This window comes from Vibrio aquimaris (genome assembly GCF_009363415.1).
Taxonomy (GTDB): Bacteria; Pseudomonadota; Gammaproteobacteria; order Enterobacterales; family Vibrionaceae; genus Vibrio; species Vibrio aquimaris.
Window position 1 is genome coordinate 1802926 of record NZ_CP045350.1, and the last position, 26414, is coordinate 1829339.

Annotated in this window: 28 protein-coding genes and 2 pseudogenes; 13 read left to right on the forward strand and 17 right to left on the reverse strand. The window is 41.6% G+C overall.

What is annotated here, in order from left to right; translation table 11 throughout:
- Window positions 1-216: 216 nt before the first annotated feature.
- Both FIV01_RS20930 and FIV01_RS20935 read right to left on the reverse strand, forming a co-directional pair.
- Window positions 217-423 (reverse strand): transposase, encoded by a 207-nt coding sequence (locus FIV01_RS20930; RefSeq protein WP_415846732.1) that lies wholly within the window; start codon window positions 421-423, stop codon window positions 217-219.
- Window positions 368-640 (reverse strand): transposase, encoded by a 273-nt coding sequence (locus FIV01_RS20935; protein ID WP_415846733.1) that lies wholly within the window; start codon window positions 638-640, stop codon window positions 368-370. Before FIV01_RS20935 ends, FIV01_RS20930 begins: the two co-directional genes overlap by 56 nt.
- 139 nt (window positions 641-779) lie before the next feature.
- Between FIV01_RS20935 and FIV01_RS08435 the strand changes: the two genes are divergently transcribed.
- Window positions 780-1226, forward strand: coding sequence for a DUF417 family protein (locus FIV01_RS08435; protein ID WP_152430609.1), 447 nt, complete (start codon window positions 780-782; stop codon window positions 1224-1226).
- Between the two features lie 226 nt (window positions 1227-1452).
- On the opposite strand, the gene FIV01_RS08440 is transcribed toward FIV01_RS08435, so the two are convergent.
- Window positions 1453-1632, reverse strand: coding sequence for a hypothetical protein (locus tag FIV01_RS08440; protein WP_152430610.1), 180 nt, complete (start codon window positions 1630-1632; stop codon window positions 1453-1455).
- Between the two features lie 71 nt (window positions 1633-1703).
- On the opposite strand from FIV01_RS08440, the gene FIV01_RS08445 reads away from it, so the two are divergent.
- Window positions 1704-2540 carry an alpha/beta fold hydrolase gene (locus tag FIV01_RS08445; protein ID WP_152430611.1) on the forward strand — a complete coding sequence of 279 codons (837 nt, stop codon included), beginning with the start codon at window positions 1704-1706 and terminating at the stop codon, window positions 2538-2540.
- Between the two features lie 75 nt (window positions 2541-2615).
- Here the strand turns inward: FIV01_RS08445 and FIV01_RS08450 are convergent, their stop codons facing one another.
- Window positions 2616-3518, reverse strand: coding sequence for a hypothetical protein (locus FIV01_RS08450; RefSeq protein ID WP_152430612.1), 903 nt, complete (start codon window positions 3516-3518; stop codon window positions 2616-2618).
- A gap of 381 nt (window positions 3519-3899) precedes the next feature.
- On the opposite strand from FIV01_RS08450, the gene rplY reads away from it, so the two are divergent.
- Entirely contained in the window at window positions 3900-4178 is a 279-nt protein-coding gene (rplY, locus tag FIV01_RS08455; RefSeq protein WP_114784692.1) for a 50S ribosomal protein L25, read from the forward strand.
- 270 nt (window positions 4179-4448) lie between these two features.
- On the opposite strand, the pseudogene FIV01_RS08460 reads toward rplY, so the two are convergent.
- Window positions 4449-4835 (reverse strand): annotated as a pseudogene (locus FIV01_RS08460) (IS5 family transposase); the annotation flags it as partial.
- 211 nt (window positions 4836-5046) lie between these two features.
- Between FIV01_RS08460 and FIV01_RS08465 the strand changes: the two are divergent.
- The 5 genes from FIV01_RS08465 (at window position 5047) to FIV01_RS08485 (ending at window position 7937) form a co-directional block, all read left to right on the forward strand.
- Window positions 5047-5721: a tail fiber domain-containing protein gene (locus tag FIV01_RS08465; RefSeq protein WP_152430613.1), complete on the forward strand. Its 675-nt coding sequence runs from the start codon at window positions 5047-5049 to the stop codon at window positions 5719-5721.
- Window positions 5722-5902: 181 nt separating this feature from the next.
- Entirely contained in the window at window positions 5903-6199 is a 297-nt protein-coding gene (locus FIV01_RS08470) for a Dabb family protein (protein WP_152430614.1), read from the forward strand.
- 4 nt (window positions 6200-6203) lie between these two features.
- Window positions 6204-6518, forward strand: coding sequence for a cupin domain-containing protein (locus FIV01_RS08475; protein WP_152430615.1), 315 nt, complete (start codon window positions 6204-6206; stop codon window positions 6516-6518).
- 2 nt (window positions 6519-6520) lie between these two features.
- Window positions 6521-6775, forward strand: a complete 255-nt coding sequence (locus tag FIV01_RS08480; protein WP_152430616.1) for a Rho-binding antiterminator — start codon at window positions 6521-6523, stop codon at window positions 6773-6775.
- 238 nt (window positions 6776-7013) lie between these two features.
- The gene (locus FIV01_RS08485) at window positions 7014-7937 is read left to right on the forward strand and encodes a DUF7916 family protein (protein WP_152430617.1); all 924 of its coding nucleotides are present in this window, start codon (window positions 7014-7016) and stop codon (window positions 7935-7937) included.
- Window positions 7938-8036: 99 nt separating this feature from the next.
- On the opposite strand, the gene FIV01_RS08490 is transcribed toward FIV01_RS08485, so the two are convergent.
- Entirely contained in the window at window positions 8037-8555 is a 519-nt protein-coding gene (locus FIV01_RS08490) for a hypothetical protein (protein WP_152430618.1), read from the reverse strand.
- A gap of 251 nt (window positions 8556-8806) precedes the next feature.
- On the opposite strand from FIV01_RS08490, the gene FIV01_RS08495 reads away from it, so the two are divergent.
- Complete coding sequence (locus tag FIV01_RS08495) at window positions 8807-10972, forward strand: S9 family peptidase (protein WP_152430619.1); 2166 nt, start codon at window positions 8807-8809, stop codon at window positions 10970-10972.
- 64 nt (window positions 10973-11036) lie between these two features.
- Here FIV01_RS08495 and FIV01_RS08500 read toward each other — a convergent pair whose 3' ends face one another.
- The 8 genes from FIV01_RS08500 to FIV01_RS08535 all read right to left on the reverse strand — a co-directional run bounded on the left by FIV01_RS08500 (window position 11037) and on the right by FIV01_RS08535 (window position 18696).
- The gene (locus tag FIV01_RS08500) at window positions 11037-11510 is read right to left on the reverse strand and encodes a DUF2947 domain-containing protein (RefSeq protein ID WP_152430620.1); all 474 of its coding nucleotides are present in this window, start codon (window positions 11508-11510) and stop codon (window positions 11037-11039) included.
- Window positions 11511-11522: 12 nt separating this feature from the next.
- A complete protein-coding gene (locus FIV01_RS08505) occupies window positions 11523-12110 on the reverse strand; it encodes an HD domain-containing protein (protein WP_152430621.1) in 588 nt (195 codons plus the stop codon).
- Entirely contained in the window at window positions 12107-12685 is a 579-nt protein-coding gene (gene rimJ / locus FIV01_RS08510; RefSeq protein WP_152430622.1) for a ribosomal protein S5-alanine N-acetyltransferase, read from the reverse strand. The genes FIV01_RS08505 and rimJ overlap by 4 nt, the downstream gene beginning before the upstream one ends.
- Complete coding sequence (gene tyrR, locus FIV01_RS08515) at window positions 12685-14229, reverse strand: transcriptional regulator TyrR (RefSeq protein WP_152430623.1); 1545 nt, start codon at window positions 14227-14229, stop codon at window positions 12685-12687. The genes rimJ and tyrR overlap by 1 nt, the downstream gene beginning before the upstream one ends.
- A gap of 102 nt (window positions 14230-14331) precedes the next feature.
- Window positions 14332-15378: a YcjF family protein gene (locus FIV01_RS08520; protein WP_152430624.1), complete on the reverse strand. Its 1047-nt coding sequence runs from the start codon at window positions 15376-15378 to the stop codon at window positions 14332-14334.
- On the reverse strand, window positions 15375-16751 hold the full coding sequence (locus tag FIV01_RS08525) for a YcjX family GTP-binding protein (protein ID WP_152430625.1): 1377 nt from the start codon (window positions 16749-16751) through the stop codon (window positions 15375-15377). The genes FIV01_RS08520 and FIV01_RS08525 overlap by 4 nt, the downstream gene beginning before the upstream one ends.
- A 119-nt stretch (window positions 16752-16870) precedes the next feature.
- Window positions 16871-17056, reverse strand: coding sequence for a hypothetical protein (locus FIV01_RS08530; protein WP_152430626.1), 186 nt, complete (start codon window positions 17054-17056; stop codon window positions 16871-16873).
- Window positions 17057-17175: 119 nt separating this feature from the next.
- Window positions 17176-18696: a fumarate hydratase gene (locus tag FIV01_RS08535; protein ID WP_152430627.1), complete on the reverse strand. Its 1521-nt coding sequence runs from the start codon at window positions 18694-18696 to the stop codon at window positions 17176-17178.
- Between the two features lie 206 nt (window positions 18697-18902).
- Here FIV01_RS08535 and pabB point away from each other — a divergent pair, with 206 nt between their 5' ends.
- Window positions 18903-20288 carry an aminodeoxychorismate synthase component I gene (pabB, locus tag FIV01_RS08540; protein WP_152430628.1) on the forward strand — a complete coding sequence of 462 codons (1386 nt, stop codon included), beginning with the start codon at window positions 18903-18905 and terminating at the stop codon, window positions 20286-20288.
- Here pabB and FIV01_RS08545 read toward each other — a convergent pair.
- Window positions 20279-20517, reverse strand: a pseudogene (locus FIV01_RS08545) (heme NO-binding domain-containing protein); the annotation flags it as partial. The gene pabB and the pseudogene FIV01_RS08545 sit on opposite strands and share 10 nt — an antisense overlap.
- Before the next feature lie 84 nt (window positions 20518-20601).
- On the opposite strand from FIV01_RS08545, the gene FIV01_RS08550 reads away from it, so the two are divergent.
- The 3 genes from FIV01_RS08550 to FIV01_RS08560 all read left to right on the forward strand — a co-directional run bounded on the left by FIV01_RS08550 (window position 20602) and on the right by FIV01_RS08560 (window position 24149).
- Window positions 20602-21207, forward strand: a complete 606-nt coding sequence (locus tag FIV01_RS08550) for a CoA pyrophosphatase (protein ID WP_152430629.1) — start codon at window positions 20602-20604, stop codon at window positions 21205-21207.
- Between the two features lie 235 nt (window positions 21208-21442).
- Window positions 21443-22696 carry an aromatic amino acid transport family protein gene (locus tag FIV01_RS08555; protein ID WP_152430630.1) on the forward strand — a complete coding sequence of 418 codons (1254 nt, stop codon included), beginning with the start codon at window positions 21443-21445 and terminating at the stop codon, window positions 22694-22696.
- A gap of 91 nt (window positions 22697-22787) precedes the next feature.
- Complete coding sequence (locus FIV01_RS08560; protein ID WP_152430631.1) at window positions 22788-24149, forward strand: L-serine ammonia-lyase; 1362 nt, start codon at window positions 22788-22790, stop codon at window positions 24147-24149.
- Between the two features lie 48 nt (window positions 24150-24197).
- Here the strand turns inward: FIV01_RS08560 and FIV01_RS08565 are convergent, their stop codons facing one another.
- Together FIV01_RS08565 and FIV01_RS08570 are read right to left on the reverse strand one after the other, a co-directional pair.
- Entirely contained in the window at window positions 24198-25352 is a 1155-nt protein-coding gene (locus FIV01_RS08565; protein ID WP_152430632.1) for an amino acid permease, read from the reverse strand.
- 386 nt (window positions 25353-25738) lie between these two features.
- Complete coding sequence (locus FIV01_RS08570; protein WP_152430633.1) at window positions 25739-26377, reverse strand: hypothetical protein; 639 nt, start codon at window positions 26375-26377, stop codon at window positions 25739-25741.
- Between the last annotated feature and the right edge of the window lie 37 nt (window positions 26378-26414).

Here is a 26414-nt window from a genome sequence, read left to right on the forward strand (position 1 = left end):
TTACTCTTTATTATTAATAATTTGATGTTAATTAGTTTATTATTATATTTATTTAATGAATCATTTGTCATTTAAAATTAATACATTTAGTTAAATGACCTCCGGCCGAGCCGGAGGCTTATTGGATGACGCCCTCTAAGAGCTTCAGTAAGCGCCCAAGGCGCTAGAGCCCAAACTTCAATTGATCACGGTGCTCATCTTCCTGTTCTTGATTTCTTATATATTCAAGCGCTGTTTCTTCATCCAAACCGACTGTAGATACAAAATACCCCCAGCCCAGAAGTGCTCATCATTAAAGTTTCGCTGCCTACCTCGAAACTTCTTAGCTATCGATATAGCGCTCTTGCCTTTGAGATAACCAAAAACATTAGATACAGAATACTTTAGCTGAACGCTGATACACATATGAACATGATCTTTCATCAAGTGCCCCTCTTCTTATCGTTACGCCTTTACGTTTGGCTAACTCATGAAGTGTTGAACCTAAGTGTTTCCTGATTGCACCGTAAATCATTTTTTGTCTTTTCTTCGGGATAAACACCACGTGGTATTTACAATCCCATCGACTATGAGACAGACTCTTATAGTCTCGCATAGGTTGTTTCCTCTTTACTTTTGGTCGAGCAAAGAAGTTACACATACCGCTGTCACGGTCAAACCTATGCGAGTCACCTCTGCAGAGCTGGGGGTTTATCAATGTTTAATTAGGATTTTTAATGAAAGTTTTTCATCAAGCTTTAGGTCTTTGTTCTCATGCTAATTAAGAGGAAAAAGATTATATGCATGCTGTAGAGAACAATACAAAGACTGACAATATTGGTTACCTTACCGGCGTTTTTGGCGTAGCACTCGTGCTAATTTGGATCGGTGTTTATAAATTTACGCCGACCGAAGCCAAATTGATTCAACCTTTAGTCGAAAATCATTTCGCGATGAATTGGCTTTATGACCTTTTTTCTATTCAAGCGGTGTCTAACCTCATAGGAGCGGCAGAAATCATCGTCGCTCTGGGGCTTATTGTGGGCATTAAAAAGCCGAAGATTGCATTTTACTCTGGTATCGCTGCGGCGGCTATCTTCATCACAACATTAAGCTTTTTGCTCACAACACCTAATACTTGGAAAGTCTCCGATGGTGTACTAGTCACCAACTTTTTCCTAGTAAAAGATATTTTGTTCCTTGCGGTGTCTATAAGCATAATTGAAAGAAATAAGCCAAGCAACTAACCCAAACAAGGAGAGCCACAAAGATAGTATCTTTTTGGCTCCTGAGAAAGGATACCTAAAATAAGTAAACCTTAAGCTGAGTGACGTTCTAATTGCGTTCGATACAAGGTAATATCTTCTACCGTCAAAGCTGGCATATTATGTTTTTTGGCATTACCACACATCATAAATGTCAACTTGATGACCCAGAGTAAATAAATATTTTCATCATACTATTTAAAAATGATTAATCCCCATCAAAAGACACCAATTTGATCTCTAGCTTTATGCCAAAATATCGTAGAGACAATTTAGGGTCTTGTGAAATAGAACCTCTTTTGTTTAGTTCTTCAATCAAGTCTGCCATAAAGTTTTTAACGGGCTGCTCAGCCTCAGCCAAACGATTTTCTAAACGACAATTTTTCATTCTTCTAGCCACAACCTTAATTTTATATCATCAATAGCCTCTTCAATTTGTTCCACGAAGAGAAAAATATAATGGAAATTATTAAAACAGTCTTAGACGGTAATCACTATCGCTACTCTTTTTACCCATGCGTCAGCTCAGAGCAAACTCTCATTTTTTTATTGGGAGCCTTACAAGATATTGAAAGCGTAAACTCATTTTCAAAACACTTCGCGACCAAAATTAATTGTATTACGATTGAAATTCCAGGCACTGGACGCACTCAAAATTTGGCCTCCACCGTCAGTATCCGAGAACAAGCTACAATGCTGCACAACTTGATAAACTATTTGGGCATCAAGACAGCCCACATTGTCGGCTTTTCTTACGCAACAGCTATCGCGGTCGAACTTTGTGATATATGGCCAAATGTACGATCTATGTCAATCTGCGGTGGAGTCCCTGGTATCCCAGAGTCGGGCAGACTAGCAACAAAAAAAATGATCGCTGCAGCCATGGATACATCACAACGCTTTGCGGCCTCATTTACCGAATCCCTCACTGTACGGAATCATGATATCCCCAAAAATGAGGCCATCATACGAGCCACAAAACGTAGCATCTCATCGATGTCTCAAGATCGAATAGACATGTTTTTTGAAAATTCTGTGCGTCTGCTCGTTCACACGCCCGGCAACGTTCAAAACATAATGATACCCTGTACTATCTGTGTTGGTGAATTTGACCCTTACGTCACCTTGCAAACGGCAAAAAATTTTGCAAACCAGCTCAAGCATGGTCATCTAGTCGTCATAAAAAACGCCGACCACTTAGTCCATTTACAGCACCCCAATAAAGTAGCAGCCTTGATGCTAGCTCAAGCAGAAACACAGCAAACATTGCTGAATACACTAGCTTGCGTCAGCTAATCAACCTGACGACATTCTGATTTTTTTAAGACACATAATCAACCTGAGTAAATGCGTATTTCAGGTTGATTATGTTCATTCACCGTCAGATGTCTCACTTTTTGTGTAATAGCTTGATAGTGAGGCCAATAAATCTGAAGCAAGATTCTTTGAGTCTGCGTTTAGTAAGCGAAAAGACTCAACAATGAGCGTGTCGCGAATGTGCTGATGTTGACGCAGTTGATGAAACTGGGGGAATAGTTGCATTTTCGAAGTAAAGTTGACATGGGAATGCAACTCAAAGCCGACTTTTATCCTAAACCCTATAGCTACGGAGAAATCCCTAATTTTATTAACATCTTCAAGTACCCTATATTGGTATCCCGTCAACCCAAGTACACGGGCAATCACATCAATAGGAATATTGTTGTCTTGTCGAAATTGCCGTACAGTAATAGAAATAGAACGGTAGTAATCGATAGCAAATTCGTTAATATCGAGCACCTTGGGGGGCAGTAAGTCATCATAGCAAGATGATGGAACTGTCTCAGTCAACAGCTTAGTTTGAAAAGCTTTGAAATGTGAGCGTGCTTCACTATCCATTAGATTAGCCACCATTTCCAAATAAAGATCAAATTGTTGTGACGGTAAACGCCCAACACAATACAGTGCTTCAATTGCTCTGTCGTCCATCCCTCTATAATGTTCTCTAACTCTTAAGGCGTAGTAAAAGCTCGTCATTGGTACCATCATTATCCAAGACATCGCAGCGACAACGTGAATTGGCCGAACACAAGGATAACTCTGTTGCATATATCGCCGTAAAGTTGAGCAATTTAGACCACTTATCTTCTCACCCAGCTTAGAAAACGACATTTTTTGTGCTCGACGCACGAAGGACATAGATATCGCCATATCGGTATCTATAGTACTGAAATGAGAGTCCAACATTTGAATCCTTTGTTCGGAAACTATCATGGCATTTGGTTTCTTAGTCATGTTTTTTCAAACACTGCATTAGACTCAGTATCCCTCTATGATGAGGGCTTTGGCTGTAAATGACAAAATAATTTATTTATTGACTCAAACTCAACGCGCGATGGGAGAAAATTCATTACACTTGGAGGCAAGGAAATACGGTTAACAAGTAAAAATAATCACAAGATAACAAACACTTTTTGGACCTTTAGCCGCCGTCATCAGCGCAATAATCTCATACATATTGTGTTGCCTTTTTTATTGCTTGAAAGTCAATACAGTGGTAGTATCCGCGCTCGCTTATAGAGTTACTATCCGTTTCTTCTATAGCGATATACCACATCACGGCAAGGTCGCATTGCTGGGTGTGAAGTTCATTTTTTAAATTTGAGAGTAAATACTATGAAATTTGAAGCAGTAGTACGTACTGAACTAGGTAAAGGTGCGAGCCGCCGCCTACGTCACGCTGGTCAATTCCCTGCTATCGTTTACGGTGGTGAAGCTGCGCCAGTATCAATCGTTCTTAACCACGACGACATCGTTAACCAAATGGATAAGCCTGAGTTCTACGAAGGTGTTGTTCTTGTTATCGACGGCGCTGAAGTGAAAGTTAAGCCACAAGACGTTCAACGTCACGCTTTCAAGCCAAAAGTTGAGCACATGGACTTCATCCGTATCTAATTCCCCACCAAGGAATTTGTTGGATTAAATCCAGCCTTTTGCATACAGAATATCGGCCTTACCATCCGAGACTTCTAAAATTCGAGACCCCGATGCTACCAACATCGGGGTTTCACCGTTTTTGAACCCTCAAAAATGCAATTTAACTACAATAATCACACACTTATATTAACCATAAGTTTTATGGGTGTTATTATGGTGTTGTTATACAGTATTTTTCCACTACTAAGGCGTGTTGATCTTTGATGTTCATTTAGTGTTCAACAATACATCGGTAGCCACATTAACATGGGTTGAGTTGCCCCCGCGACTTTTACCTATTTGCTCTGAACTTTCAGTCGCTGCACCTGTACTATGCTGATGCGCTCGAACTATAGAGCCATCAAGAAAGACCCATTCTAAATCAGCCATGCTAGATAAGCTTCTGAAAAGCTTGCTTAAAATACCTTTCTTTGACCAAAGATTAAATCGTCTGTAAACGGTACTCCACTCTCCGAATTCAGAGGGGAGATCTCGCCAAGGAATACCTGTTCTCATTCGATAAAGTATTCCTTCAAATGTCATTCGATGTTCAGTTTTGTCGTAAATACGACCTGTGCTTTTCATAACTTGGAGTAGCAGTTCCCAGCGAACATCAGTTAACATTGTTCTTGGCATAGTATTGGTTATGGTTTTACTTTTGGCGAAGCAAATTATAACTCTTTACTATGCTGTTCAAAAAACACTCATGAAAGATCAATACGCCCTAATAAATAAGCAATGCCATTAGACATGGTCACAAAAAATAGCAAAATCATACCAATCAACTTGCATAATTGATCAATAAAAATACAATAACCACAAGTTATAAACGGTTAATGAGGAAGCGATGAAGTTATTTAATTTGATATTAAGTGTGAGTTTCTGTGTCATATTATCAAGTCATGTGCTCGCCGATGAATCTAATGTGTTCTGTTCCAAACCTGATGGAAGCCATTGGGATTGGCTAGAAGATGATAATGAAGAGCAAGTCGTCATTGATGGTTCATGGGTAGAAAGAGAAGAGTATCGTGGGGACTATTTTTTGGTTCTAAGATCTAGCTATATTGATGTTAATCAACAATGTAAAACCGAATTTGGCAGTCAATATCTGGCTCAACCAGCCAAAAACTCTTTGAGTTCATGGTATAAGTTTATGCTCTTTGACCAAGAAACCAATACTTATTCTATCGCCGATGGATATATACCTCCGACCAATAGTATGCCTAGAATAAGTGACGTTAATTTAAAATATGATATCCAGCCTTTACTAAATAGCCTCGATAAAATCAGCCGCCTTAATGGATACAGCTACTCTTGGCGCCCCGATAGCATTCAAGGCCACTTGGCTGGCCAATATGAGTATGGCGTCATTGCCCAGGAGGTACAATCTGAGTTACCTGAGCTTGCGAAGCGTGATATACAAGGCACTTTACGGGTCGATTATATTGGCCTGATCCCGGTACTTTTAGAATCAATTAAAGAGTTAAAAACAAGAGTAGAAACACTAGAATCAAGTCAGTAGCATTACTAGCCATTCAGAGTAGCACTATTTATCTCCCTTTAAATAGTGTTACTTAGAATAAAAGCGTCGAAACCTCGGTAAGTTAGAGGCAAAGAATACAAAAATCGAAGTTTGCACCATTAAGATAACGCTGTATTATTAACCGATAAAATTATATGAAAGAAATTAGGTAGATTCTAAAATGATAAGACACATTTTGCTTATTCAATTTAAGGCTGACGCCACTCCCCGACAGATTGAAGAACTCAAACAGTCATTCTTATCTATGCCCGATCTTATTGAGGGAGTTGAACATGTAGAATGGGGAATAAACGATAGCCCTGAAGGTAAGAATAAGAACTATACACATTGCGTTATGATGACCTTCACTGATGAGGCGGGTCGTGAGCGCTACCTCCCTCACCCTAACCATGACGGCTTGAAAGACATTTTTAGACCAATCCTTGAAGATATCATCGTCTTTGACTTTACCGTATAACATAATGAATGTTCTTTCATCTCTACCCAACGACTTGACCGATGAGGTCTTTGAAGATCTTGTGACTGGGAGTCAATTTCGCCTTGAGCGTATTGTCTCCAAAGGCCAATGTTCTGAGCCCGATTTTTGGTACGATCAGGACGAGCATGAGTGGGTACTAGTATTGACTGGCCATGCCAAAATCCAATACACCAATGGAGAAGAAATAGAATTAAAAGCGGGTGATAATCTTAACATTCCGGCCCATACTAAACACAGAGTAAGCTATACTGCTCCCGATGAAGAAACTATTTGGCTGGCACTATTTTATAAGGATTAACCATGATTTCCTGTAGCGAATACGATTACATAGAAATAGCCTGTCTCTATCATATTCCTATTCGCTTAGTTACCGAGTCTGCTCAAGTCTTTGAAGGAAAAGCGAAAACAACCAACTATGATCACCAGCGCAGAGAATGTATCGTTATTGATACTCTCTGTGGTGACATACAAATTCCGACCTCAACCTTAGTGTCAATGACAGCACTGACAGATAACCCTCATTTTAGTGAAATTACCTTTCAGCAAATCAGCTAAACATAATCCCTGCTTACATTCTTTTTAATAGGTTATAGTGATTTCATATCCATACTTCTAATGATATTTAGGTCCCAATAGTTTTAAAAAGGGAAATAATATAATTATATGTTTACCCTTTTCTTACTTCGTAATATTTGAAAATATATTCGTCAATCCTTAGATCGGCTGTGTTGGCCTTCTAATATAAAAACGAACGAAGGCAGGCCAACATACCCCCTGATATGAATAAATCATTATGAAAAGATTATTAGATTGCAGTGCCTCTAACTTCAATAATATGACTAAAGAAGATTTACTCTTTGCAATAAAAGCCAGCGAAGGTAGAGTGCTAATGACTGAAACCATTGCTTCAGTACAGCCGCTATTAACAAACATTACCAATGCTGAACTGGCATCCTCACAAGGTGCTGATTTATTGCTCATCAATATGTTTGATGTTAATAGGCCGGAGATTATTGGCCTACCCAAGAGTACACGTCCCCAGAGCGTTATTGCTACATTAAAGCAACTGACTGGCCGCCCTGTTGGCGTCAATCTAGAAGCGGTTGACCCAGAGTTCGCTCAGGAACACAATGAAATTTGGGCAATGTGTGCAGGCAGAGCCGCTACGCCTGAGAATGTGAATGCTTTAATCGATATGAGGTGTGATTTTATTGTACTCACTGGTAACCCAAGTAATGGTGTGTCAAATAAAGCAATTATTGAGTCTCTCCAGCAACTAAAAATGCATCAGAAGAATAAAATCCTAATTATTGCAGGAAAAATGCATGGTGCAGGAGTGAGCTCAGAAAATGGGAAAAAAATCATAACAAAGCAGGATGTGTCTTCATTTGCAAACCATGGCGCCGATGTGATACTGCTACCTGCCCCTGGAACAGTACCCGGTATGTCAGAGTCTTATGTCTCCTCCCTTATTGATGAAGCACATAAGCATAATGTACTCGCCATGACGGCAGTTGGAACTTCTCAAGAGGGCGCCGATATAGACACAATTAAACACATTGCCTTAATGAGCAAAATGGCTGGGGCAGACTTACATCACATCGGTGATACGGGCTATACAGGAATTGCACTACCCGAAAATATTCGCAGCTATAGTATCGCTATTCGAGGTATACGTCATACCTATGCTCGAATGGCTCGTTCTGTCTTAAGGTAGCTCCCAACAATATTGGAATAAACAAGCTAACAAAAAACAGGCCCGTTATGCTTTTAATAACGGGCCGATAAACTAATGTTAGATTACTAACTATTAACCTTACTTCGGGCTGTATGGCAGAGATGAGTGATGCAGATTGATTTTTATATTTCCAGCATCATCTTTGATGTAACCAAAGGTGTATTCTACTTTAACTTCTTGGCCATCGGTTTTGGTGAAAAAGTAATTGCCCATGGCCATTGCCATGTCGGAGTTTTTATCTGTAATGACACCTTCATTTTCCCAACGAACATTAGTATAAGGCGCTAGAGCAAAACCATTATCTTCCTTAATTTCGCCACCAACAAAATAAGAAAGTGCTTCAGATTTTGAATGTCTAAATTGATCTTCAACTGCCAACGTCGGCTTGAAAAGCACAGTACCTAAATCATAGGCATAAAACTTGTCGATATGCTTAATGGCAGCACTACGAGCATCCTTTGCTTTGCCAATTGCGATAATGCCCTCACCCCAACCTTTCTGAGCCGCTTCTACCTCTTCAGGTGTGATCGGAGAGGCGTAAACATTAAGCGTTACAAGTGATGCAATAAGAGATGAAGCAATGTAGGTTTTTCTCATGGGTAAGTTCCTCGTCAGCAAGATAACGTCTACCTTTCTAACTTACTCGAAATGATTTGTCTATCCTTTTTCTAATTTTTATGAATGCCACACGGTAAAAAACATTAACCCTGATAATGTTTGATCCGATGCTTTTTGTTTGCTAGCGTATCAGGCCGCCGAGTAAATATTTATGCCTATCCTTCTGATATAAAAGCGTTATCATCTAGGTTCGCATAATTGTCATTCTGAGCATAATTTAAGGAGCTTTGATGCGTTTCTCCCTCACTGCATTAGCTGTCTCAGCGATACTGATCACTGGCTGCAGCAACCAAGGAATTAACACCATGACTCAACCATCCCAAGTAGAACTGATTGCTCAACAAACCCAAGCACCGATAGCAAAGAAAGTCCCACGTGCCCTAGAGAATCATGGCGATACTCGGATTGATAATTATTACTGGATGAGAGACGACCAACGTAAAGATACTGAAATTTTGCAGCACCTTGAACAGGAAAACCAATACGCAGATACGGTTTTAAGTCATACCGAAGCGCTGCAAAAACAGCTGTTTGAAGAGCTAAAAGGTCGTATCGCAAAAGATGACAGCTCCGTCCCAGTGAAAGAAGGTAACTTCTACTATTCAAACCAGGTATCGGGTGACAATGAATACGCTATATATCGACGTGCCAAAGACTTCGCAGGGACAGACTCGGAAGTTTTACTCGATGCCAACGAATTAGCAAAAGAGCACGAGTTCTTCAATGTCGGCGGATTATATGTAAGCCCAAATGAGTCTCTCATGGCTTATGGTGAAGACACATTAAGCCGACGTGTTTATACAATTCGAATTAAAAATCTCGATACAGGTGAGTATCTAGACGATAAAGTCGAGGGTGCTGAAAGTGATATCGCTTGGCAAAATGATAATAAAGCCTTTTATTACATCAAAAAGGATCCCCAAACCCTATTAGGTTACCAAGTTTACCGTCATGTTCTGGGAACACCACAAAGCAGCGACACATTAATATATGAAGAGAAAGACGATGCTTACTATACCTCGCTCGGAAAAAGTAAAGATGGTGAACAGGTATTCATAACTCACTACAGCACCGAAACCAGCGGTGTCTCCATTATTGATGCAAACGACCCCAAAGCCACAGCTAAAGCATTTTATCCAAGAGAAGAAGGTGTTGAATACAGCATTGCTAAACTAAATGACTGGTATTACATCTTCACTAATTATCAGGCGGTAAACTTCCGCCTAATGAGAGTGGAAAAAGACCATATTCAAGACCGCAGCAAATGGCAAGATGTGATCGCTGCCGACAAAGATACTTTATTGGTGGATTTTACCCTATTTGATGATCACCTCGTCTACGAACAGCGCAAAGATGGCTTATCAACTCTTAAAGTGCGTCAGCTTTCAACAGGCAAAGAGTTCCCGCTAGAGTTTAACGACAGTGCTTTTTCTGCCTACTTTACAGGTAATTATGAACTTGAAAACTCAAAAGTTAGGATTTACTACAGTAGCCTGACCACACCTGGAACCTACTATGATTTTGACCTTAGCACTGGTAAGCCTGAAGTTCTCAAACAGACGCCAGTACTCGGTGACTTTGAGGCGAGTAACTATCAGTCTGAACGAATCATGGTCTCTGCAAGAGATGGTAAACAAATACCTGTATCTCTGGTATACAGAAAGGACAAATTTAAAAAAGATGGCACTAACCCAATATACCAATACGGCTATGGTTCATATGGAACGACCATAAACCCATCATTTCGTTCAGCACGCCTAAGCTTGTTAGACCGTGGGTTTGTGTATGCTATCGCACACATCAGGGGCTCAGAGATGCTTGGTCGACCTTGGTATGAGGATGGTAAAAAGCTTACCAAGCAAAATACCTTTAACGACTTTATTGATGTAACCCGAGAACTAACCAAGGCTGGCTATGGCTCAAAAGATAAAGTCTTTGCGGTTGGAGGCTCAGCAGGCGGGCTATTGATGGGGGCTGTCATTAATCAAGCACCAGAGCTATATCGGGGAGTAGCGGCTCATGTGCCCTTTGTCGACGTGGTAACAACCATGCTTGATGAATCCATTCCGTTAACCACCAACGAATATGATGAGTGGGGTAACCCTGGTGAAAAAGCCTATTATGACTATATGCTTAGCTACTCACCTTATGACAATGTTAGCTCTCAAGATTATCCAAACCTGTTAGTCACCACAGGACTACACGATTCACAAGTGCAATATTTTGAGCCTATGAAATGGGTCGCCAAATTACGCGAAATGAAGACAGATAATCATGCGTTACTCTTTAAGACGGATATGGAAGCAGGCCATGGTGGGGCTTCTGGCCGCTTTAAACGCTTAAAAGAGGATGCTCTCGAGTATGCGTTTTTCCTTGATTTGCTGAATGAAAAATAGCGGTCAAACAAAACAAAGCCCGCTTTGATAGCGGGCTTTGTTGCAAGAGTAATAATTAACGCATTTACTTGCGCCATCCGAGTTTTACATTACCTTTGCTATCAAACCATAGCGCTTCTTTGCGTCGGCGGCCTATCAAAATAGGGCCATCATCGTAAAACAGAAAGTTTTTCCAATACCGTTTGAACACCGACCATTTAGTTTCAATGACGTTGTACTTTTCGTAGCAAAAGTAAATCGTTACGTCATCTTGCCAATCAAGAAATTCCTCGACACCGATAGGTAAAGCATCATGATCTGACTCCCAGGAAACCATCCAATCTAATGTTTCTTTCCAGTTCGTCTCTTTCATCGGCCAATCAGAAGAGCTAAGACGCTCTGCATCAGGGCTATGAGCACTGATATTTTCCTTCCAAAGCTGGGAAGAGCGAGCTTGTGTCATAGGTTTTATGGATTCCAAATCCTGCTCAGAAACAGGCATGGAGTGATGAGTAAAAATCCATTTTCTTTGGTATTCGTCCAAAGGAAGATATGACATTCGTATTCCTTGTTAGGCTTTAAGCCACCCTTTCTCGGTGGCATCATGAATTATTTTTTTTGCTTGCTCCCATAAAGCGTGGGAACCACTTTCAATTTTTCGGTTTACAGTCAATGCTTGGGCACTCGTCACTTGGTGCTCTAACCAGCCTTTTCCGCCATTGTGATAATTCAACAGCATTGGGATCAACCTATCAAGCGCTTTAGCAAACTTAGCATCGGCTGATTGTGCATCTTCAAATTCGCACCAAAGACTAAGCAATTCTTCACTTTGATCTTCAGGTAACATATTAAAAAGTCGCTTAGCTGCTGCCAATTCCTTATCCTTTTGCGACTCAATGGCTTGAGTATCATAGGCAAAAGTGTCACCAGCATCTATCTCGACGATATCGTGGAGCAGTAACATTTTGACGACTCGTGCAATATCCACAGGTTCATTGGCATGTTCTTGCATCAAAATAGCCATGAGAGCGACATGCCAGCTATGTTCTGCGCTATTTTCTAACCGATCATCCGCACTTTTTACCCGTGCTCGCCTTAATACCGATTTCAGTTGATCAAGTTCCATGATCAAAGATAACTGCTTTTCTATACGATTCACGTCGATGTCCAATTGTCATTAACTAATGAACTTAAAATATGGTCTTCCCACACTCCATCTATGAGCAAATAGTCTTTTGCCATGCCTTCTTTTTTAAATCCAAGGCGCATTAACGTTGCTTCACTTTTATGATTTCGAGGAAGGTAAGCCGCCATTATTCTATGAACATTTTGTATAGAAAACATGTACTTTATTGCCAGCCGCATCGCCCTAGTCATGACGCCTTTACCTTGAGCATTCTCGGCTAGGGAGTAACCTAAATTACACGCATGAAATGGAAAGCGGGATACATTACTAAAAGAGACGGTTCCCATCATTTCACCCGATTCACTATCTAAAATGATCAAATAGTAGCCTAGGCCCATCCGATGAAGTTCATGAAGCTTAATAAGTCTTTTCGTCCAGCCCGCTTCAGAATAAAAAGCCTCTTCTCTGCTTGGCTCCCATGGCTTGAGGAAGTCTTTATTTGCAATGAAATAATCCGATATCAGTTTACCGTCGGTCGGCTCCGCCGTGCGCAAGATGATATTCTCATCTTGCTCATAAACATTTCTAGGGGTACTTACTCGTTCCATCAGCTCTTTCTTATCCCGTATTCACGCAATTTGTTAGCCACCGAGGTATGAGAAACATTGAGCCTCTTCGCAAGTTTTCGACTCGAGGGAAAAGACTGGTATAAACGTTCCAATACTTGAGATTCATAATCCTTCATGATTTCATCTAGTGAGCCGTCCAAATTAATCGTCGGGCCTGTCGCAATAGCGTTATCTAGTTGAGGAAGATGAAATAAATCCACGGTCAAAGTTGTTGAATCAAGTTCGGTCAACGCTCGTAGCACCATATTTTCCAATTGACGCATGTTACCTGGCCATTGATAACTCACCAGTTGGTCAACCAAATCCTCACTAAGATCTGGCTTTTTAACGCCCAACTGCTTGACGTATTTTGACACAAATAGGTCAAGTAATGGCGCAATATCATTTGGCCTCTCGCGTAAAGCAGGAATGTTCAAAGTCAACACATTGAGGCGATAGAATAGGTCTTCACGAAATGATTTAGACTCAGCCAGCTCCCCTAGGTTGTGCCGAGTTGATGCAATCACACGAACATCAACATGGATCTCTTGCTCAGCGCCAACTCTTCTGAACGTGCCATCTTGAAGTAATCTGAGAAGCTTGATTTGTAGATGAGGACTCATCTCACCAATTTCATCAAGAAATACCGTACCGCCATCTGCTTGCTCAAAAATACCTTTATGTCCCTGTTCATGGTTGAATGAACCAGGCGCGTGACCAAACAGTTCCGTCTCCGCGACATCATCCGGCATAGACGCGCAGCTCAATACCAAAAATGGCGCTGCAGCTCGGTGTGAACGATTGTGGCATGCTCTAGCGAGCATTTCTTTGCCGGTTCCCGTTTCCCCTTGGATAAGTAACGGCTGATCCAATACACAAAGCTTCTTAGCTTGCCCCATGAGGGCTTTATGTCGGTTAGAAACCCCAACAAAATGTTCAAAGCCTAGGTTATTGTGAACGGGTAGAGAATCCACCAGCATAGGTTTTTCTTGATTTGATCGAATGATCATCACTGTACTTGCTAAGACAGACTCATTGGATTCAGCAGTGATGTATACAGGCATGACTTCCATGGAATAATCTAGACCACCAATCACAACATCTTCTCGATGACGAGTTATTTTGCCTTCGGTCCAATTTGAAAAGTTGAAGTTGGGCAATAAGCTCACGATTGGGTGACCAATCATTTCTTCCTGCTCGCAATTGAACAAACTCAAGGCTGCGTGGTTTGCCATATCAACATGGCCTTTCATATCAATGGCAAGTACTGGCTCTGGTAAGCTATTGAGAAGAGATATCAGCTCGGTATTATGTCTCTCCATGGGCATAAACTGAATTTTTCGCACATCTTTTACACCTGTGATCCGGCGAATTTCTGCCATCAATTCACTAAAGGTATCAAAATCAATATCTGGGCAATTCAGATAAATAATACCTGTGGTATCGATTTCAATGCCTCGTAAATCAATATTTCTGGAAGCCAGAATATCTAATAGCTCACGGGTAAGGCCGAGTCTGTCTTCACATATTACTTCTAAACGCACTGAGAAAGTCCCTAGTCTAAGGTGTCAGGAAAAGTTGACAGTAGTTTCCCCCAAGCAAAATTTCTCGTCAAGTAAAGCAGCATAACCAGCGTCACAATCACGCTATTTGATTGTTAGAGCGGCGATTTTTTCCACAACATGTTTACGAATAGCACCAAGCTTTACTTGTCTTCCTGAATACCAAGGTGTTGGCCGAAGCAAGGACATCGCTTTTAGTCCCACCCTCGCTGTCAAAATACCAACGCCAAGCCCTTGTCCTGCTCTCGCCGATACTTTTGCTGCAAGATCCATAGAAAGCAAATCCATACTGGCATCGATTGCAAGTTCACTCACACCGACGAAAGCCATATTGATGAGGATTGATTTAAACAGCTTGAGCCGAGACAAATAGCCAAGTTGGACACCATAAACCTGAGCTAGACTCTCAACCATCTTAAAACTACGCCATGCAACGAGTAACATGTCCGCTATCGCTAAAGGGCTTATCGCGACAAGAGCTGCAGATTCAGTTGAATATTTAGTCACTATTTTGGTGGCTTTTGTATCAAGCTCTGATACGACAATGGCGTCGTACATTTCTATAATTTCTGAGTCACTGTGTGAAGCATTGACACTTTTTTGCCACCTCTGATAACTTTGACTGGTCAATCTAATACCCGCCTCTGTGGCAAGAGACTCACAGAATGCTTTTCCTTGCCCCACACTGTCGTGAGTAATTAGTGTCTCTATTTTATCTTGTACGCTAAATTGATGACGAAGCTTTTTCAGAGCCCACAACTCTTTGCACAAGGCTACCAAGCTTATACTGGCAAGGGTTGCAATAAATCCAATCCATGCAACCGACAACCAATCGCCTGTTTGAATCGCATTACGCAAGGTATCAACCGATTGCCAAGCGAGTAACGCAATAAAAGCCCCAAGCAGTCCTCTCAACAAGAAGCGTCTTTTCCTTGGCGGACGAATCACCTGTTCAATAGTCTTTTCAATATGATCACCAACATCTTCTGATGTCGCTTTTGCCACAACAAACGTGTCTTTGTCATCAAATTGGCGTTGCGAGGTGAGTTCATCCTCGTCAATCTCTGGTTTTTCTTCTAAGACTTGGGTATAGATGCGCTGTGTTTTCAACTTGTTATGAGAATCTTTCATTTAAGCTTATCTCCAATCAAATACTCTAGCGCTTTGTCCATACGTATATGCGGCAAGGGTTCATCCTCAGATTTAGGCATAGGCCGAAAAGAAAAAAAATTGAACTCGTTGCCCTGCCAAAAATCGGAGCTGGGTAACTTTTGGGGAACCTCTCCTGGAAATACGGTTAATGTCTCTCCATCGTTGGTCACGCCTTGAATTGCAGGCATTGACTCGCCACTCTGGCTAATAAAGCCGCTCTGTGTAGCTTGTATTGATGCCATGGCGATACAACTCATCTCAATATTGTCGTATGCCGCGGTTTGCCAAGCTGGATACACTATCTGCTGCAGTAATGAAACTAAATTAGGGTGTTGCTCTGGAGTGACATGATCGGCTTTAGTCGCGGCAAACAGTATTTTATCGATTTTGGGCGCAAAAAGACGTTTAAGTATATTGCTCCGACCATACTTAAAGCTGTGCATTATTTGCTCTATCGCTTGACGCATATCAAGAAATGATTCGTTACCAGCATTGAGAGGCTGTAAGCAATCCACTAATACAATTTGGCGGTCAAAGGTAGAAAAGTGGTGTTTATAAAAAGCTTTTACTACCTTCTGTTGATATTCTTGATAACGCGTGATCAGCATTGCCAAGTTTGAGTCCTTAGGGATCTTATCCTCCTCATCATATTGACAAGGGAAAAATTGTAGTACTGGTGCACCATCCAGTTCCCCCGGCAGAACAAAGCGACCAGGCTGTACCCAATGCAAACCAGACTCTTTGCATTGATGCAGATATTGAGTATAGGTTTTTGAGATTTCCTCAAGTGACTTTTCATTCGCTTGGGAGGACAAGGATAATGACTCAAGCATCGCAAGCCAATCTTTGGCTAATTCGCTTCGTTGACCTTTAAGTGCAGCAAATTGAGTTTGCGACCACTGATGAAAATTCATATTCAACAAAGGTAAATCCAACAACCACTCACCAGGATAATCCACAATATCAAGATGGAGTATCGAAGTACTACCAAGCAAGTTTTTGGTTCTTTTTGTCGATTTGAACTTTAGTGCCAGACGAATTTCACTGACATCACGAGTTGGCTCTGGCCAAGAAGGAGGCTGTGCAAAAACCTGTTCCATCGCTTCATCATAGCCAAACCTTGGTACCATCATATTTATTTGGGGCTCTCGTTTTGAGCCAATTAAGCGTTGGTCTCTAGCCGAAGTGAGTAGTGGAAGATTCTCATGGGTGGAAACATGCTGTAACTGATTGACTAAAGAGCTGATAAAAGCCGTTTTACCAGCTCGGGATAAACCCGTCACAGCAATACGAACATGGGAATCGATACTGCGACTAATGAACTTATTCAATTCTCGGGGCAATTGCTTCATTCAGGGCCTCTTCATTTAAACTCTTCACTATCATACGTCTATTTATCTTAACCAGAAATGAACCAAGGTAGTAAAAGCCTAAATCATTGAAGTTATGTATAAATGGTAGGAGATGATATTTAATCGTCTTCTGTAAGCTTATAGATAACAAACAAAGCTAATTCTAATAGAACAAATAACACCAGAGTTAAACGTACATATTTTTGGTCAAAGACGCTCACCCCATAAAAAATCATGTCATAGCCGACAAAACAGCCAATAAGTACAGCAATAATGGTTTGCAAAATTCGGATAAATCGAGGCATTGATATTCCTTAAGTCGTGTCGAGTTATCAAAGATACCAAATAAAAAAGGTGCAGCTAAGCTACACCCTATAACTCGTTCTAGACCTAATATGATTAAAATCAGAGTCGATAGCAACCCTTACTGAGATTCCATTTCTTGAATCTTAACTTTCCAGGTATCTGGTCCGATTTGATGAGCATTGGCACCATTAGAATCAACAGCAACCGTTACTGGCATATCCTCGACTTCAAATTCATAAATCGCTTCCATACCGAGATCTTCAAATGCGACAACTTTGGCTTTTTTCACCGCTTTCGCGACGAGATAAGCAGCGCCACCGACGGCCATTAAATAAACAGCCTTGTGCTTTTTGATCGATTCGACCGTTGCTGGGCCGCGTTCGGCTTTACCTATCATGCCCATAATACCCGTTTCTTCCAACATCATGTCAGTAAACTTATCCATGCGGGTAGAGGTCGTGGGCCCTGCAGGCCCCACCACTTCATCACCCACTGCATCTACAGGGCCAACGTAATAGATAAACTTGCCTTTTAGATCCACACCTTTGGGTAGCCCTTCACCGCTTTCAAGCATACCTTGAATACGCTTATGCGCTGCGTCTCGACCCGTTAGGATCTTACCGGAAAGCAGGACGGTTTCACCTGTTTTCCATTGTTCAACGTCCGCTTTGGTCACTGTGTCTAGATTAACTCGACGCGTGTTTTCTCCCGCTTCCCAAGTGATTTTTGGCCAATCTTCCAACTTAGGAGGTGTTAGCTCCGCTGGGCCTGAGCCATCAAGCGTGAAGTGCACATGACGAGTCGCCGCACAATTTGGAATAAGACAAACAGGCTTTGACGCAGCATGAGTAGGCGCTGTTTTGATTTTGACGTCAACCACAGTCGTTAAACCACCTAGACCCTGTGCACCTATACCTAACTTGTTGACACGATTAAAGATATCCAGACGAAGTTCTTCTTCGGTATTTTGAGGACCGCGGTCAATAAGTTCCTGAATATCAATATGTTCCATCAAAGATTCTTTAGCCAATACTGCCGCTTTTTCAGCAGTGCCGCCAATACCTATACCCAACATTCCAGGTGGACACCAACCCGCTCCCATCGTTGGCAAGGTTTTTTCGACCCATTCTGCAATATCATCGGATGGGTTAAGCATGACCATCTTGGTTTTATTTTCAGAACCGCCACCTTTCGCTGCAATCTGTATCTCGACTGTATTGCCAGGCACCATTGAAATATGAACAACAGCTGGCGTGTTATCTTTAGTATTAATTCGTTTTCCAGCTGGGTCTAATAGAATTGACGCTCTCAGAGGGTTGTCAGGATTGTTATAGGCTTGTCGAACACCTTCATCCACCATCTGCTGGACTGTCATGTCTGTGCTGTCCCATTGGACGCCCATACCAATATTGACAAAGCAGGTAACAATACCTGTGTCTTGGCAAATTGGTCGATGGCCTTCAGCAGACATGCGAGAATTGATTAGAATCTGAGCAATAGCGTCTTTGGCCGCTTGGCTCTCCTCTTTGTTGTAGGCTTCTTCAAGGGCTTGAACAAAGTCTAGAGGGTGATAGTAAGAAATATATTGAAGTGCATCAGCGACACTGCTGATCACATCCTGCTTGCGAATTACCGTCATTGCATGCCTCGTTATAGTTATGCTTCCTTTTGATGCCGCTGTGTATAGTTCAGCTTACATTCTTGCTTCTGACCACAAGTTTAGTTGAGCTGAGACCATCTTGTTATAATAAACATCATTGTAGCGGCGATAGGTCGCAGTATGATACTCTTGCTTTACTTCTCTTGCTATGCAGTGAACCATCTCTTTGTCACAAAAAAAAACAAATGAATCAAAAGACGTCAAATTGCCTACAAATCAAGCCTATTAACTATCACTCAGATTTATCACTAGAGCTTTTCAATAAGGTAGCCTCCCTGCCATGGGCAATGTTACTTCGCTCAGCTTCTCGTGAACATGTGGATAGCCGATTTGATATTTTAGTCGCCGCACCTTTAGTCAAAATCATTACCTCAGGACAAACCACTCTGGTAGTTCACCCCGAGGGTCAATTCGAATCCGATCAAGACCCATTTCAACTGCTCGAACAACAGCAAGACCAATGGTTACCAAAGCTTGACTATCAAGGAAAGCTGCCTTTTATTGGAGGTGCGTTAGGATATTTCTCTTACGATCTTGGACGCAGAGTCGAGCAGCTACCACAAATCGCCCAGCAAGATTTGGCAACACCAGATATGGCCGTAGGGATTTACAGCTGGGCTGTCGTCTTGGATCATCAAAACAAGACAGCTTTTGTTGTGGGCGAAAATGTCGATGAACATTATGGATGGCTCATCAGCCAAGCTCCAAGGCTAGATCAAGACTTTGTGCTAACGTCTGAATGGCAGTCAAATATGACAAAGCAAGAGTATGTGAAGCGTTTTTCAAGAGTCAAAGACTACCTGCACTCGGGAGATTGCTATCAAATTAACCTAGCACAACGCTTCAATGCAGAATATACCGGCTGCGAATGGCAAGCTTATCAAACGCTAGAACGATTTAATCAAGGTCCCTTCTCTGCTTTTATTCGCATAGACAAAAGTGCCATTTTAAGTGTATCTCCAGAGCGCTTCATCCAACTTAGTGATCGCAAAATAGAGACTAAGCCAATTAAAGGCACGCGTCCGCGTTATGCATGTATTCAAGCAGATTCAGCTCAAGCCAATGAGCTTGCCATTGCAGAAAAGGATCAAGCTGAAAATCTTATGATTGTAGATTTGCTGAGAAATGACATCGGAAAAGTGGCCAAACCCGGTACTGTCCATGTCCCCAAATTGTTCGATATTGAAAGCTTTCCTGCCGTACATCACCTAGTCAGTACGATTCGAGCTGAGCTGCGCGATGACTATTCAACAGCAGATTTATTGCGCGCCTGCTTTCCGGGCGGATCTATCACAGGCGCGCCCAAAATTAGGGCAATGGAAATCATAGAAGAGCTCGAGCCACATCGTCGAAATGCTTATTGCGGCAGCATAGGCTACATCAGCCGTCATGGTAGAATGGATACTAGTATCACCATACGCACGCTTGTTGCAGAAAGTAATAAAATCTATGTTTGGGCTGGAGGCGGGCTGGTAGCAGACAGCAAAAGCTGCTCTGAATATCAGGAAACGCTGGACAAACTTTGTAGAATTTTACCTATATTAAACACTGTTCTTTCCAGTAAGGATTGATACAGATTATCAAATACTGACTGGCCAAATACCCTCTGTAATTCTTCAGCAGAGGTATCTGTTTGCTTACTGAGTTGCACGATTAAACGTACCAAGTCTTTGTGGTCATAATTGCCTACAACAGTATAAACGCCCTGATCACAAGCGTTAGCCAACAGCTGACCAAGTGCGTCTAAGCCAAATTTTTCTTCGGCCAAATCATAAACTCTGTGAAGATGATTCCTTTCATAGAATGAGCTATCCTTAGAAGTGAGAGTGTTAATCAAGCATGAGTCATAAGGTGCCGTTTTTCAACTAAGGAGGTAGAGCTAACGTGTTGTCAGAGCTCAATAAAAATCAAATCATTCAAAACTTCCAATTGCAGCAAACTGTCGATTATCACCAAGAGACAATAAGAAGAGTTGCTCATATACCACGCAAGTCATTACGCAAGGCCTCGGTTTTGATAGGGTTTGTCGAGCGAAGAACAGGTCTCAACATTATATTCACTAGAAGAGCGCAACATCTTAAACATCACCCGGGACAGATCAGCTTTCCGGGAGGAAAATATGAAAACAGTGATCGCTCCCTACTACAGACTGCACTGCGAGAGACCTACGAAGAGGTAGGAATACAGGAGCGAGAAATTACTGTTTTCGGCCAGATGCCAGAACTTATCACCATCAGTCACTTCAAAGTCACACCGTTTCTGGCGTTTGTGGCACCAGACTACAATACCAATATTGACCTCAATGAAGTTGACGAAGTATTTGAAGTCCCAGCATCGGTCGTTTTGGATAGACACAAACTTCATAGCGAACGTTTTCGTGTTCGAAACGACTCACACCGCGTATTTGGCCTTTCTTACGAACACTATTTTATTTGGGGTATGACCGCTCAGATCATCCATGCATTGCAAAATCATATAATACACAGTTAGCGGCAGAAGGTTGATGACCAAAATCCAGAAGCAACCCAACAGCCCAGATTAGTTTTTATTATTAAATTGATTAATAAAAATCATGCAAAAACCATAGATTTCGTGAACAAATCCTTGTTTTTAACATATGTAGTTATTAGTCGAGTCAATTCATGATTTAGATCTATTTTTTGTGCAATATTTCATGCAAAATTGCCCCCAACTTATTTCCTGTTCCCAAAATGAGTATTATAAAATGAATCCTACAAGTTCTGCGGATTATTCCGCACAATCGTCTAGTACGTTTACTTACAAAGACTTCACTTGGTGTTTGTCACTTTTTGGCACTGCGGTGGGTGCTGGCGTGTTATTTTTACCAATAAAGGCAGGGGCTGGAGGCTTTTGGCCATTGGTTATCCTCGCGCTCATTGCTGCACCAATGACTTGGTTTGCCCACAAATCCCTTGCTCGCTTTGTACTTTCTGCAAAAAACCCAAACGCGGATATTACTGACACTGTCGAAGAGCACTTTGGTAAAGCGGGTGCCAACCTTATTACTTTCGCTTATTTTTTTGCTATTTACCCTATCGTTCTCATTTACGGTGTCGGAATTACCAACACCGTAGACTCGTTCCTAGTCAATCAAATCGGGATGGAATCGATTCCTAGATGGTTGCTCTCTGGAGGCCTGATTACAGCGATGACGGCAGGAGTTGTATTCGGTAAAGAATTAATGCTTCGAGCAACTTCCGCAATGGTTTATCCCCTTGTATTTATTCTGCTTGCTCTATCTGTCTACCTAATTCCAGAGTGGAATAGGTCTATGATCGAGGTTACCCCGGATTGGTCTGCTATGCCCGCTGTTGTATGGCTTGCGATCCCAATCATTGTATTCTCATTCAATCATAGCCCTATCATTTCACAATTTGCTAAAGAACAAAGGCGTCAACACGGCGATGATGCGGTAAGAAAAACTGACGCGATTACTGGTGGCGCAGCGATAATGCTTATGGGCTTTGTCATGTTCTTCGTTTTCTCTGTCGTTCTATCACTTTCACCAGAACAATTAGCGATGGCAAAAGAACAAAACATCTCGGTATTGTCATACCTTGCTAACGCTCATGAATCGCCTCTTATCTCCTATTTGGGTCCTCTGGTGGCATTTGCTGCCATCACATCAAGCTATTTCGGCCATTTCCTTGGCGCTCATGAAGGCCTTGTGGGTTTAATCAAGTCACGTTCCAAAGCACCTGTAACCGTTGTTGAAAAGGGCTCTTTGGTCTTTATTGTCATTACCACTTGGATAGTCGCAATTATTAACCCAAGCATCCTAGATATGATAGAAACTATGGGTGCTCCTATGATTGCGGCAATTTTGTTTTTGATGCCTGTTATTGCCATGCGAAAAGTACCAGCCATGGCAAAATACAAAACTTCTGCGCCAGTGCAGATTTTCACAACAATCTGTGGCCTTGCCGCTATTACTTCTGTAATCTACGGCGCGTTTTAACCACATTTCTTAGATATGTGGTTTTGTAAAAATATAATGATAATAAAAAACCTCCCGCTGCATAGGGAGGTTTTGTTTTGAGGAAATCGATATGATTAGTGTTTTCGACATCTATAAAATCGGTGTTGGTCCTTCAAGTTCACACACTGTAGGCCCAATGAAAGCGGGTAAAGAATTTATTGATGATTTACGTTCAATGGGAAAATTGCGCGATATCACCAAAATTACCGTCGACGTTTATGGTTCGCTATCACTGACAGGGAAAGGTCACCACACTGATATTGCAATTATCATGGGTCTTGCTGGTAATACTCCCGAAAAAGTCGATATTGACTCTATCCCTGATTTTATTTCAAGAGTTGAGGAGACAGAGCGTCTTCCTGTGGGCATGCATTGTCATACTGTTTCGTTCCCAAAAGAAGGTGGGATGACCTTCCATAAAACCAATCTTGAATTGCATGAAAATGGCATGCAGATCCATGCTTGGGTAGAGAATGAAAAAGTATACTCGAAAACCTATTATTCAATCGGGGGCGGCTTCATTGTCGACGAAGAAAACTTCGGCAAAGAACAGCAAAGCGCAGTCAAAGCACCTTATGAATTTACCACCGCTGAAGAGTTGGTAAATCAATGTAAAGAAAGCGGATTATCAATCAGCACTTTAGTAATGAAGAACCAAGCAGCGTTGCATTCAGAAGAAGAAACACGCACATACTTTGCTAACATCTGGAAAACGATGCGTGAGTGTATGGATCGCGGCATGAACACGGAAGGAATTCTTCCAGGCCCCTTGCGTGTGCCTCGCCGTGCTGCGGCTTTGCGCCAGCAGCTACTAACTTCAGAAAAAACGACCAATGACCCAATGTCAGTGGTTGACTGGGTGAATATGTTTGCTTTCGCTGTCAACGAAGAGAATGCAGCAGGCGGTCGCGTTGTGACTGCTCCCACCAATGGTGCTTGCGGCATAATTCCATCCGTTCTCGCCTATTATGATAAGTTTATCCAGACGGTAACTGAGAAAGATTACCTTCGCTACTTTGCGGCATCAGGTGCTATTGGCGGCTTGTATAAGCGAAACGCTTCGATATCGGGTGCTGAAGTAGGATGTCAAGGAGAAGTGGGGGTAGCCTGCTCGATGGCAGCAGCTGGTTTAGCTGAGCTGATGGGAGGAAGTCCTGAGCAGGTATGTATGGCTGCAGAAATTGCAATGGAACATAACTTAGGGTTAACGTGCGATCCCGTAGCGGGGCAAGTTCAAGTTCCTTGCATCGAGCGTAATGGCATTGCAGCAGTCAAAGCAATAAACTCTTCGCGAATGGCACTACGCCGTTCATCCGCACCGACTGTTTCACTCGATAAAGTTATAGAAACCATGCTTGAAACAGGCAAAGATATGAATGCCAAATACCGCGAAACATCTCAAGGTGGCCTAGCTGTGAAAGTAATTTGTTAAAAAATTAGGCTAATGAAAAGGCCTCTGCAGCGAGAGGCCTTCAATTTTTTAAATTAACTGAGAAGCAATCAAAAATGCACCAAAGCCTAGGGAGAACAATAACATAATATTACCACCTTCCGCCTTGTATCGTTTGGATTCCATATTTTGACTACGAACAACGTAGACCATTGCTAGTGGAACAAAAACAGCTAAAAAGACTAATATGATTCCAGCATAGCTAAGTACTGCGAGAAATTTATCGGCTGCTAAAAGCGCACCAGTTAACGGAAGAATAAACGTAAGTACATAGGTTACCACTCTATTTTGGCCAAATGTGTCTCGGTTTTGGTTATATAAAGACATAGCGACACCGAAAAATGAGGTAAGCAGTGCTAAACCCGTAAAAACTGAAAGAATTGTCCCAATCCACGGTGAACTGTCTCCAAAGGCAAGGATAAGCTCTGATACATTTGAGAACTCACCTAGTTGATCTGGCCTCAAATTACCTACAACAGCAAACAGCCAACATAAATAGCATATCAGGGGTATCATTGAGCCAATAATAATCATATTTCTTAATTGTTTATCATCGGCCTCATGGTTATATGCAACCAGTGAAGGAATCACGACCATAAAACCAAAACTCGTGAAAAGTACCGCACTTGTTTTAATTAGGTCCACTTTATCACTATTTACGATATGAGCTATGTTAACGACTTTAAAATCAGGGAGTAATATTAGTAGACTTAGCCCCAAACTGATTATCATAACGAAAAACAACAAACGATTGAGCTTATCAACCGCTCCTGTACCGCAAGCAATAATGATCCCCGATACAAGTGTGAATGCAATTTGACTGTGCTTGAGAGACACATCGAGCCCGATAAAGGATGTAAACTGACCAAGTAAGTCTGCCGCCCCAAGAATGTACGCCATCAACAGGCAGATAAGTAGCGCATAAAGAAGAAGATTGGTAACAAACTGACCAGGCTTACCTAATGTCTGCCTAGCGATAGAATTAAGCCCTAACCCGCTTCCTGTTTTCAGTGTCGCCTCGAGTAGCAGCAAAGCTGCATAAGTTGTCCCAAAGCAAATAAAAATCATTAGTAATGTGCCGTACCACAGGCCAAACTGAGCTAAAACCATTGGTATTGCAAGCATGCCCGCACCCAATGCGGTACCAGAAATTATAAGGGAGCTACCCAGAAGTTTAGTATTCATAAAACTCGTATCTAAATTTGATTGTAAGAAAGTGAAAAATACGCTTGTCTAGCACTACGGCTATCATTCAGAAGCGAAGAGAATAACGAGCTTTAAAAAAGAAAGGGTGTGATGAATATTGACGAGAAAAGAATAATTTTAGCCAAACAGCAATAGTTGCAAGACTATGTGGTGAACCTTCAGTGGGTTCAATAATTGGAGTAGTAATTTTTAAGATCATGTAAAATCCGACTTGTATCGAAAATCCTTTAGGTAATACCGCATTCCTTATACGGTTTTCCTATCAATATGAAGGAAGTGACCATCTTAATCATTAGCGATCAGATTGCAACGATAACAATTAAGAAATTGCACTTATTGATTGAAGGCAACAAGATTAGTGGTAATTATTCTGGTGCTGGCGGCTCTTCCGATCTGATTTTTCCTTTAATTTGTGATCCTGCATCTTTAATAAGATTAATCGGAGACATAATGACTCCTTTTACCGCCCCTGACGTTACTTGTTCAGCAAGTTCTTGGCTTTGATCAACAATTTCATCGGCTTTCGCAAGCATTGGGGGAATATCACTACGCAAATTCGTACTTTCCCTTACCAACATCGGTATTGTGGTATGCCTATAACCTTGACTTTCCTCTAATACAGGAGGAATCACATCCTTACGATAGCTAGAGACCTCAGTCACAATCGCAGGAAATACCTCAACACGATAACGCGTTAATTCATTGAGAACACTAGGCACTTTTTCGTCAATAGAGGCTGCCGTTTGATTTATCGCAGTTATACTTTTCGACACTTGATCCACGCTTTTCATAACGTCTGGTATCATTTGTTCAGCGACTTCAGCAACTTTAAGCCAATCTTCTACCTGAAGCGTGTTTGCCAACGAATCAATATCTTTAAGTACTTCGGGGTAGACTTCAATAATATGACTCACTTTGTTCGATGTAGAATGGATGGTATAGCCGAGGTAAAATATCGACAAAGCCAAAGCAAATTGAACAACTATTGCGATTCGTGTAACCATGCCTTCCCCTATATTCATTGTGCATCATTAAAAGCAA

Excerpts from the sequence above, each read along its gene's own strand:
- FIV01_RS20930 (WP_415846732.1), bottom strand. The coding sequence starts at position 423 with ATGAAAGATCATGTTCATATGTGTATCAGCGTTCAGCTAAAGTATTCT.
- FIV01_RS20935 (WP_415846733.1), bottom strand. The coding sequence starts at position 640 with ATGTGTAACTTCTTTGCTCGACCAAAAGTAAAGAGGAAACAACCTATG.
- FIV01_RS08435 (WP_152430609.1), top strand. The coding sequence starts at position 780 with ATGCATGCTGTAGAGAACAATACAAAGACTGACAATATTGGTTACCTT.
- FIV01_RS08440 (WP_152430610.1), bottom strand. The coding sequence starts at position 1,632 with ATGAAAAATTGTCGTTTAGAAAATCGTTTGGCTGAGGCTGAGCAGCCC.
- FIV01_RS08445 (WP_152430611.1), top strand. The coding sequence starts at position 1,704 with ATGGAAATTATTAAAACAGTCTTAGACGGTAATCACTATCGCTACTCT.
- FIV01_RS08450 (WP_152430612.1), bottom strand. The coding sequence starts at position 3,518 with ATGACTAAGAAACCAAATGCCATGATAGTTTCCGAACAAAGGATTCAA.
- rplY (WP_114784692.1), top strand. The coding sequence starts at position 3,900 with ATGAAATTTGAAGCAGTAGTACGTACTGAACTAGGTAAAGGTGCGAGC.
- FIV01_RS08465 (WP_152430613.1), top strand. The coding sequence starts at position 5,047 with ATGAAGTTATTTAATTTGATATTAAGTGTGAGTTTCTGTGTCATATTA.
- FIV01_RS08470 (WP_152430614.1), top strand. The coding sequence starts at position 5,903 with ATGATAAGACACATTTTGCTTATTCAATTTAAGGCTGACGCCACTCCC.
- FIV01_RS08475 (WP_152430615.1), top strand. The coding sequence starts at position 6,204 with ATGAATGTTCTTTCATCTCTACCCAACGACTTGACCGATGAGGTCTTT.
- FIV01_RS08480 (WP_152430616.1), top strand. The coding sequence starts at position 6,521 with ATGATTTCCTGTAGCGAATACGATTACATAGAAATAGCCTGTCTCTAT.
- FIV01_RS08485 (WP_152430617.1), top strand. The coding sequence starts at position 7,014 with ATGAAAAGATTATTAGATTGCAGTGCCTCTAACTTCAATAATATGACT.
- FIV01_RS08490 (WP_152430618.1), bottom strand. The coding sequence starts at position 8,555 with ATGAGAAAAACCTACATTGCTTCATCTCTTATTGCATCACTTGTAACG.
- FIV01_RS08495 (WP_152430619.1), top strand. The coding sequence starts at position 8,807 with ATGCGTTTCTCCCTCACTGCATTAGCTGTCTCAGCGATACTGATCACT.
- FIV01_RS08500 (WP_152430620.1), bottom strand. The coding sequence starts at position 11,510 with ATGTCATATCTTCCTTTGGACGAATACCAAAGAAAATGGATTTTTACT.
- rimJ (WP_152430622.1), bottom strand. The coding sequence starts at position 12,685 with ATGGAACGAGTAAGTACCCCTAGAAATGTTTATGAGCAAGATGAGAAT.
- FIV01_RS08520 (WP_152430624.1), bottom strand. The coding sequence starts at position 15,378 with ATGAAAGATTCTCATAACAAGTTGAAAACACAGCGCATCTATACCCAA.
- FIV01_RS08525 (WP_152430625.1), bottom strand. The coding sequence starts at position 16,751 with ATGAAGCAATTGCCCCGAGAATTGAATAAGTTCATTAGTCGCAGTATC.
- FIV01_RS08530 (WP_152430626.1), bottom strand. The coding sequence starts at position 17,056 with ATGCCTCGATTTATCCGAATTTTGCAAACCATTATTGCTGTACTTATT.
- FIV01_RS08535 (WP_152430627.1), bottom strand. The coding sequence starts at position 18,696 with ATGACGGTAATTCGCAAGCAGGATGTGATCAGCAGTGTCGCTGATGCA.
- pabB (WP_152430628.1), top strand. The coding sequence starts at position 18,903 with ATGAATCAAAAGACGTCAAATTGCCTACAAATCAAGCCTATTAACTAT.
- FIV01_RS08555 (WP_152430630.1), top strand. The coding sequence starts at position 21,443 with ATGAATCCTACAAGTTCTGCGGATTATTCCGCACAATCGTCTAGTACG.
- FIV01_RS08560 (WP_152430631.1), top strand. The coding sequence starts at position 22,788 with ATGATTAGTGTTTTCGACATCTATAAAATCGGTGTTGGTCCTTCAAGT.
- FIV01_RS08565 (WP_152430632.1), bottom strand. The coding sequence starts at position 25,352 with ATGAATACTAAACTTCTGGGTAGCTCCCTTATAATTTCTGGTACCGCA.
- FIV01_RS08570 (WP_152430633.1), bottom strand. The coding sequence starts at position 26,377 with ATGGTTACACGAATCGCAATAGTTGTTCAATTTGCTTTGGCTTTGTCG.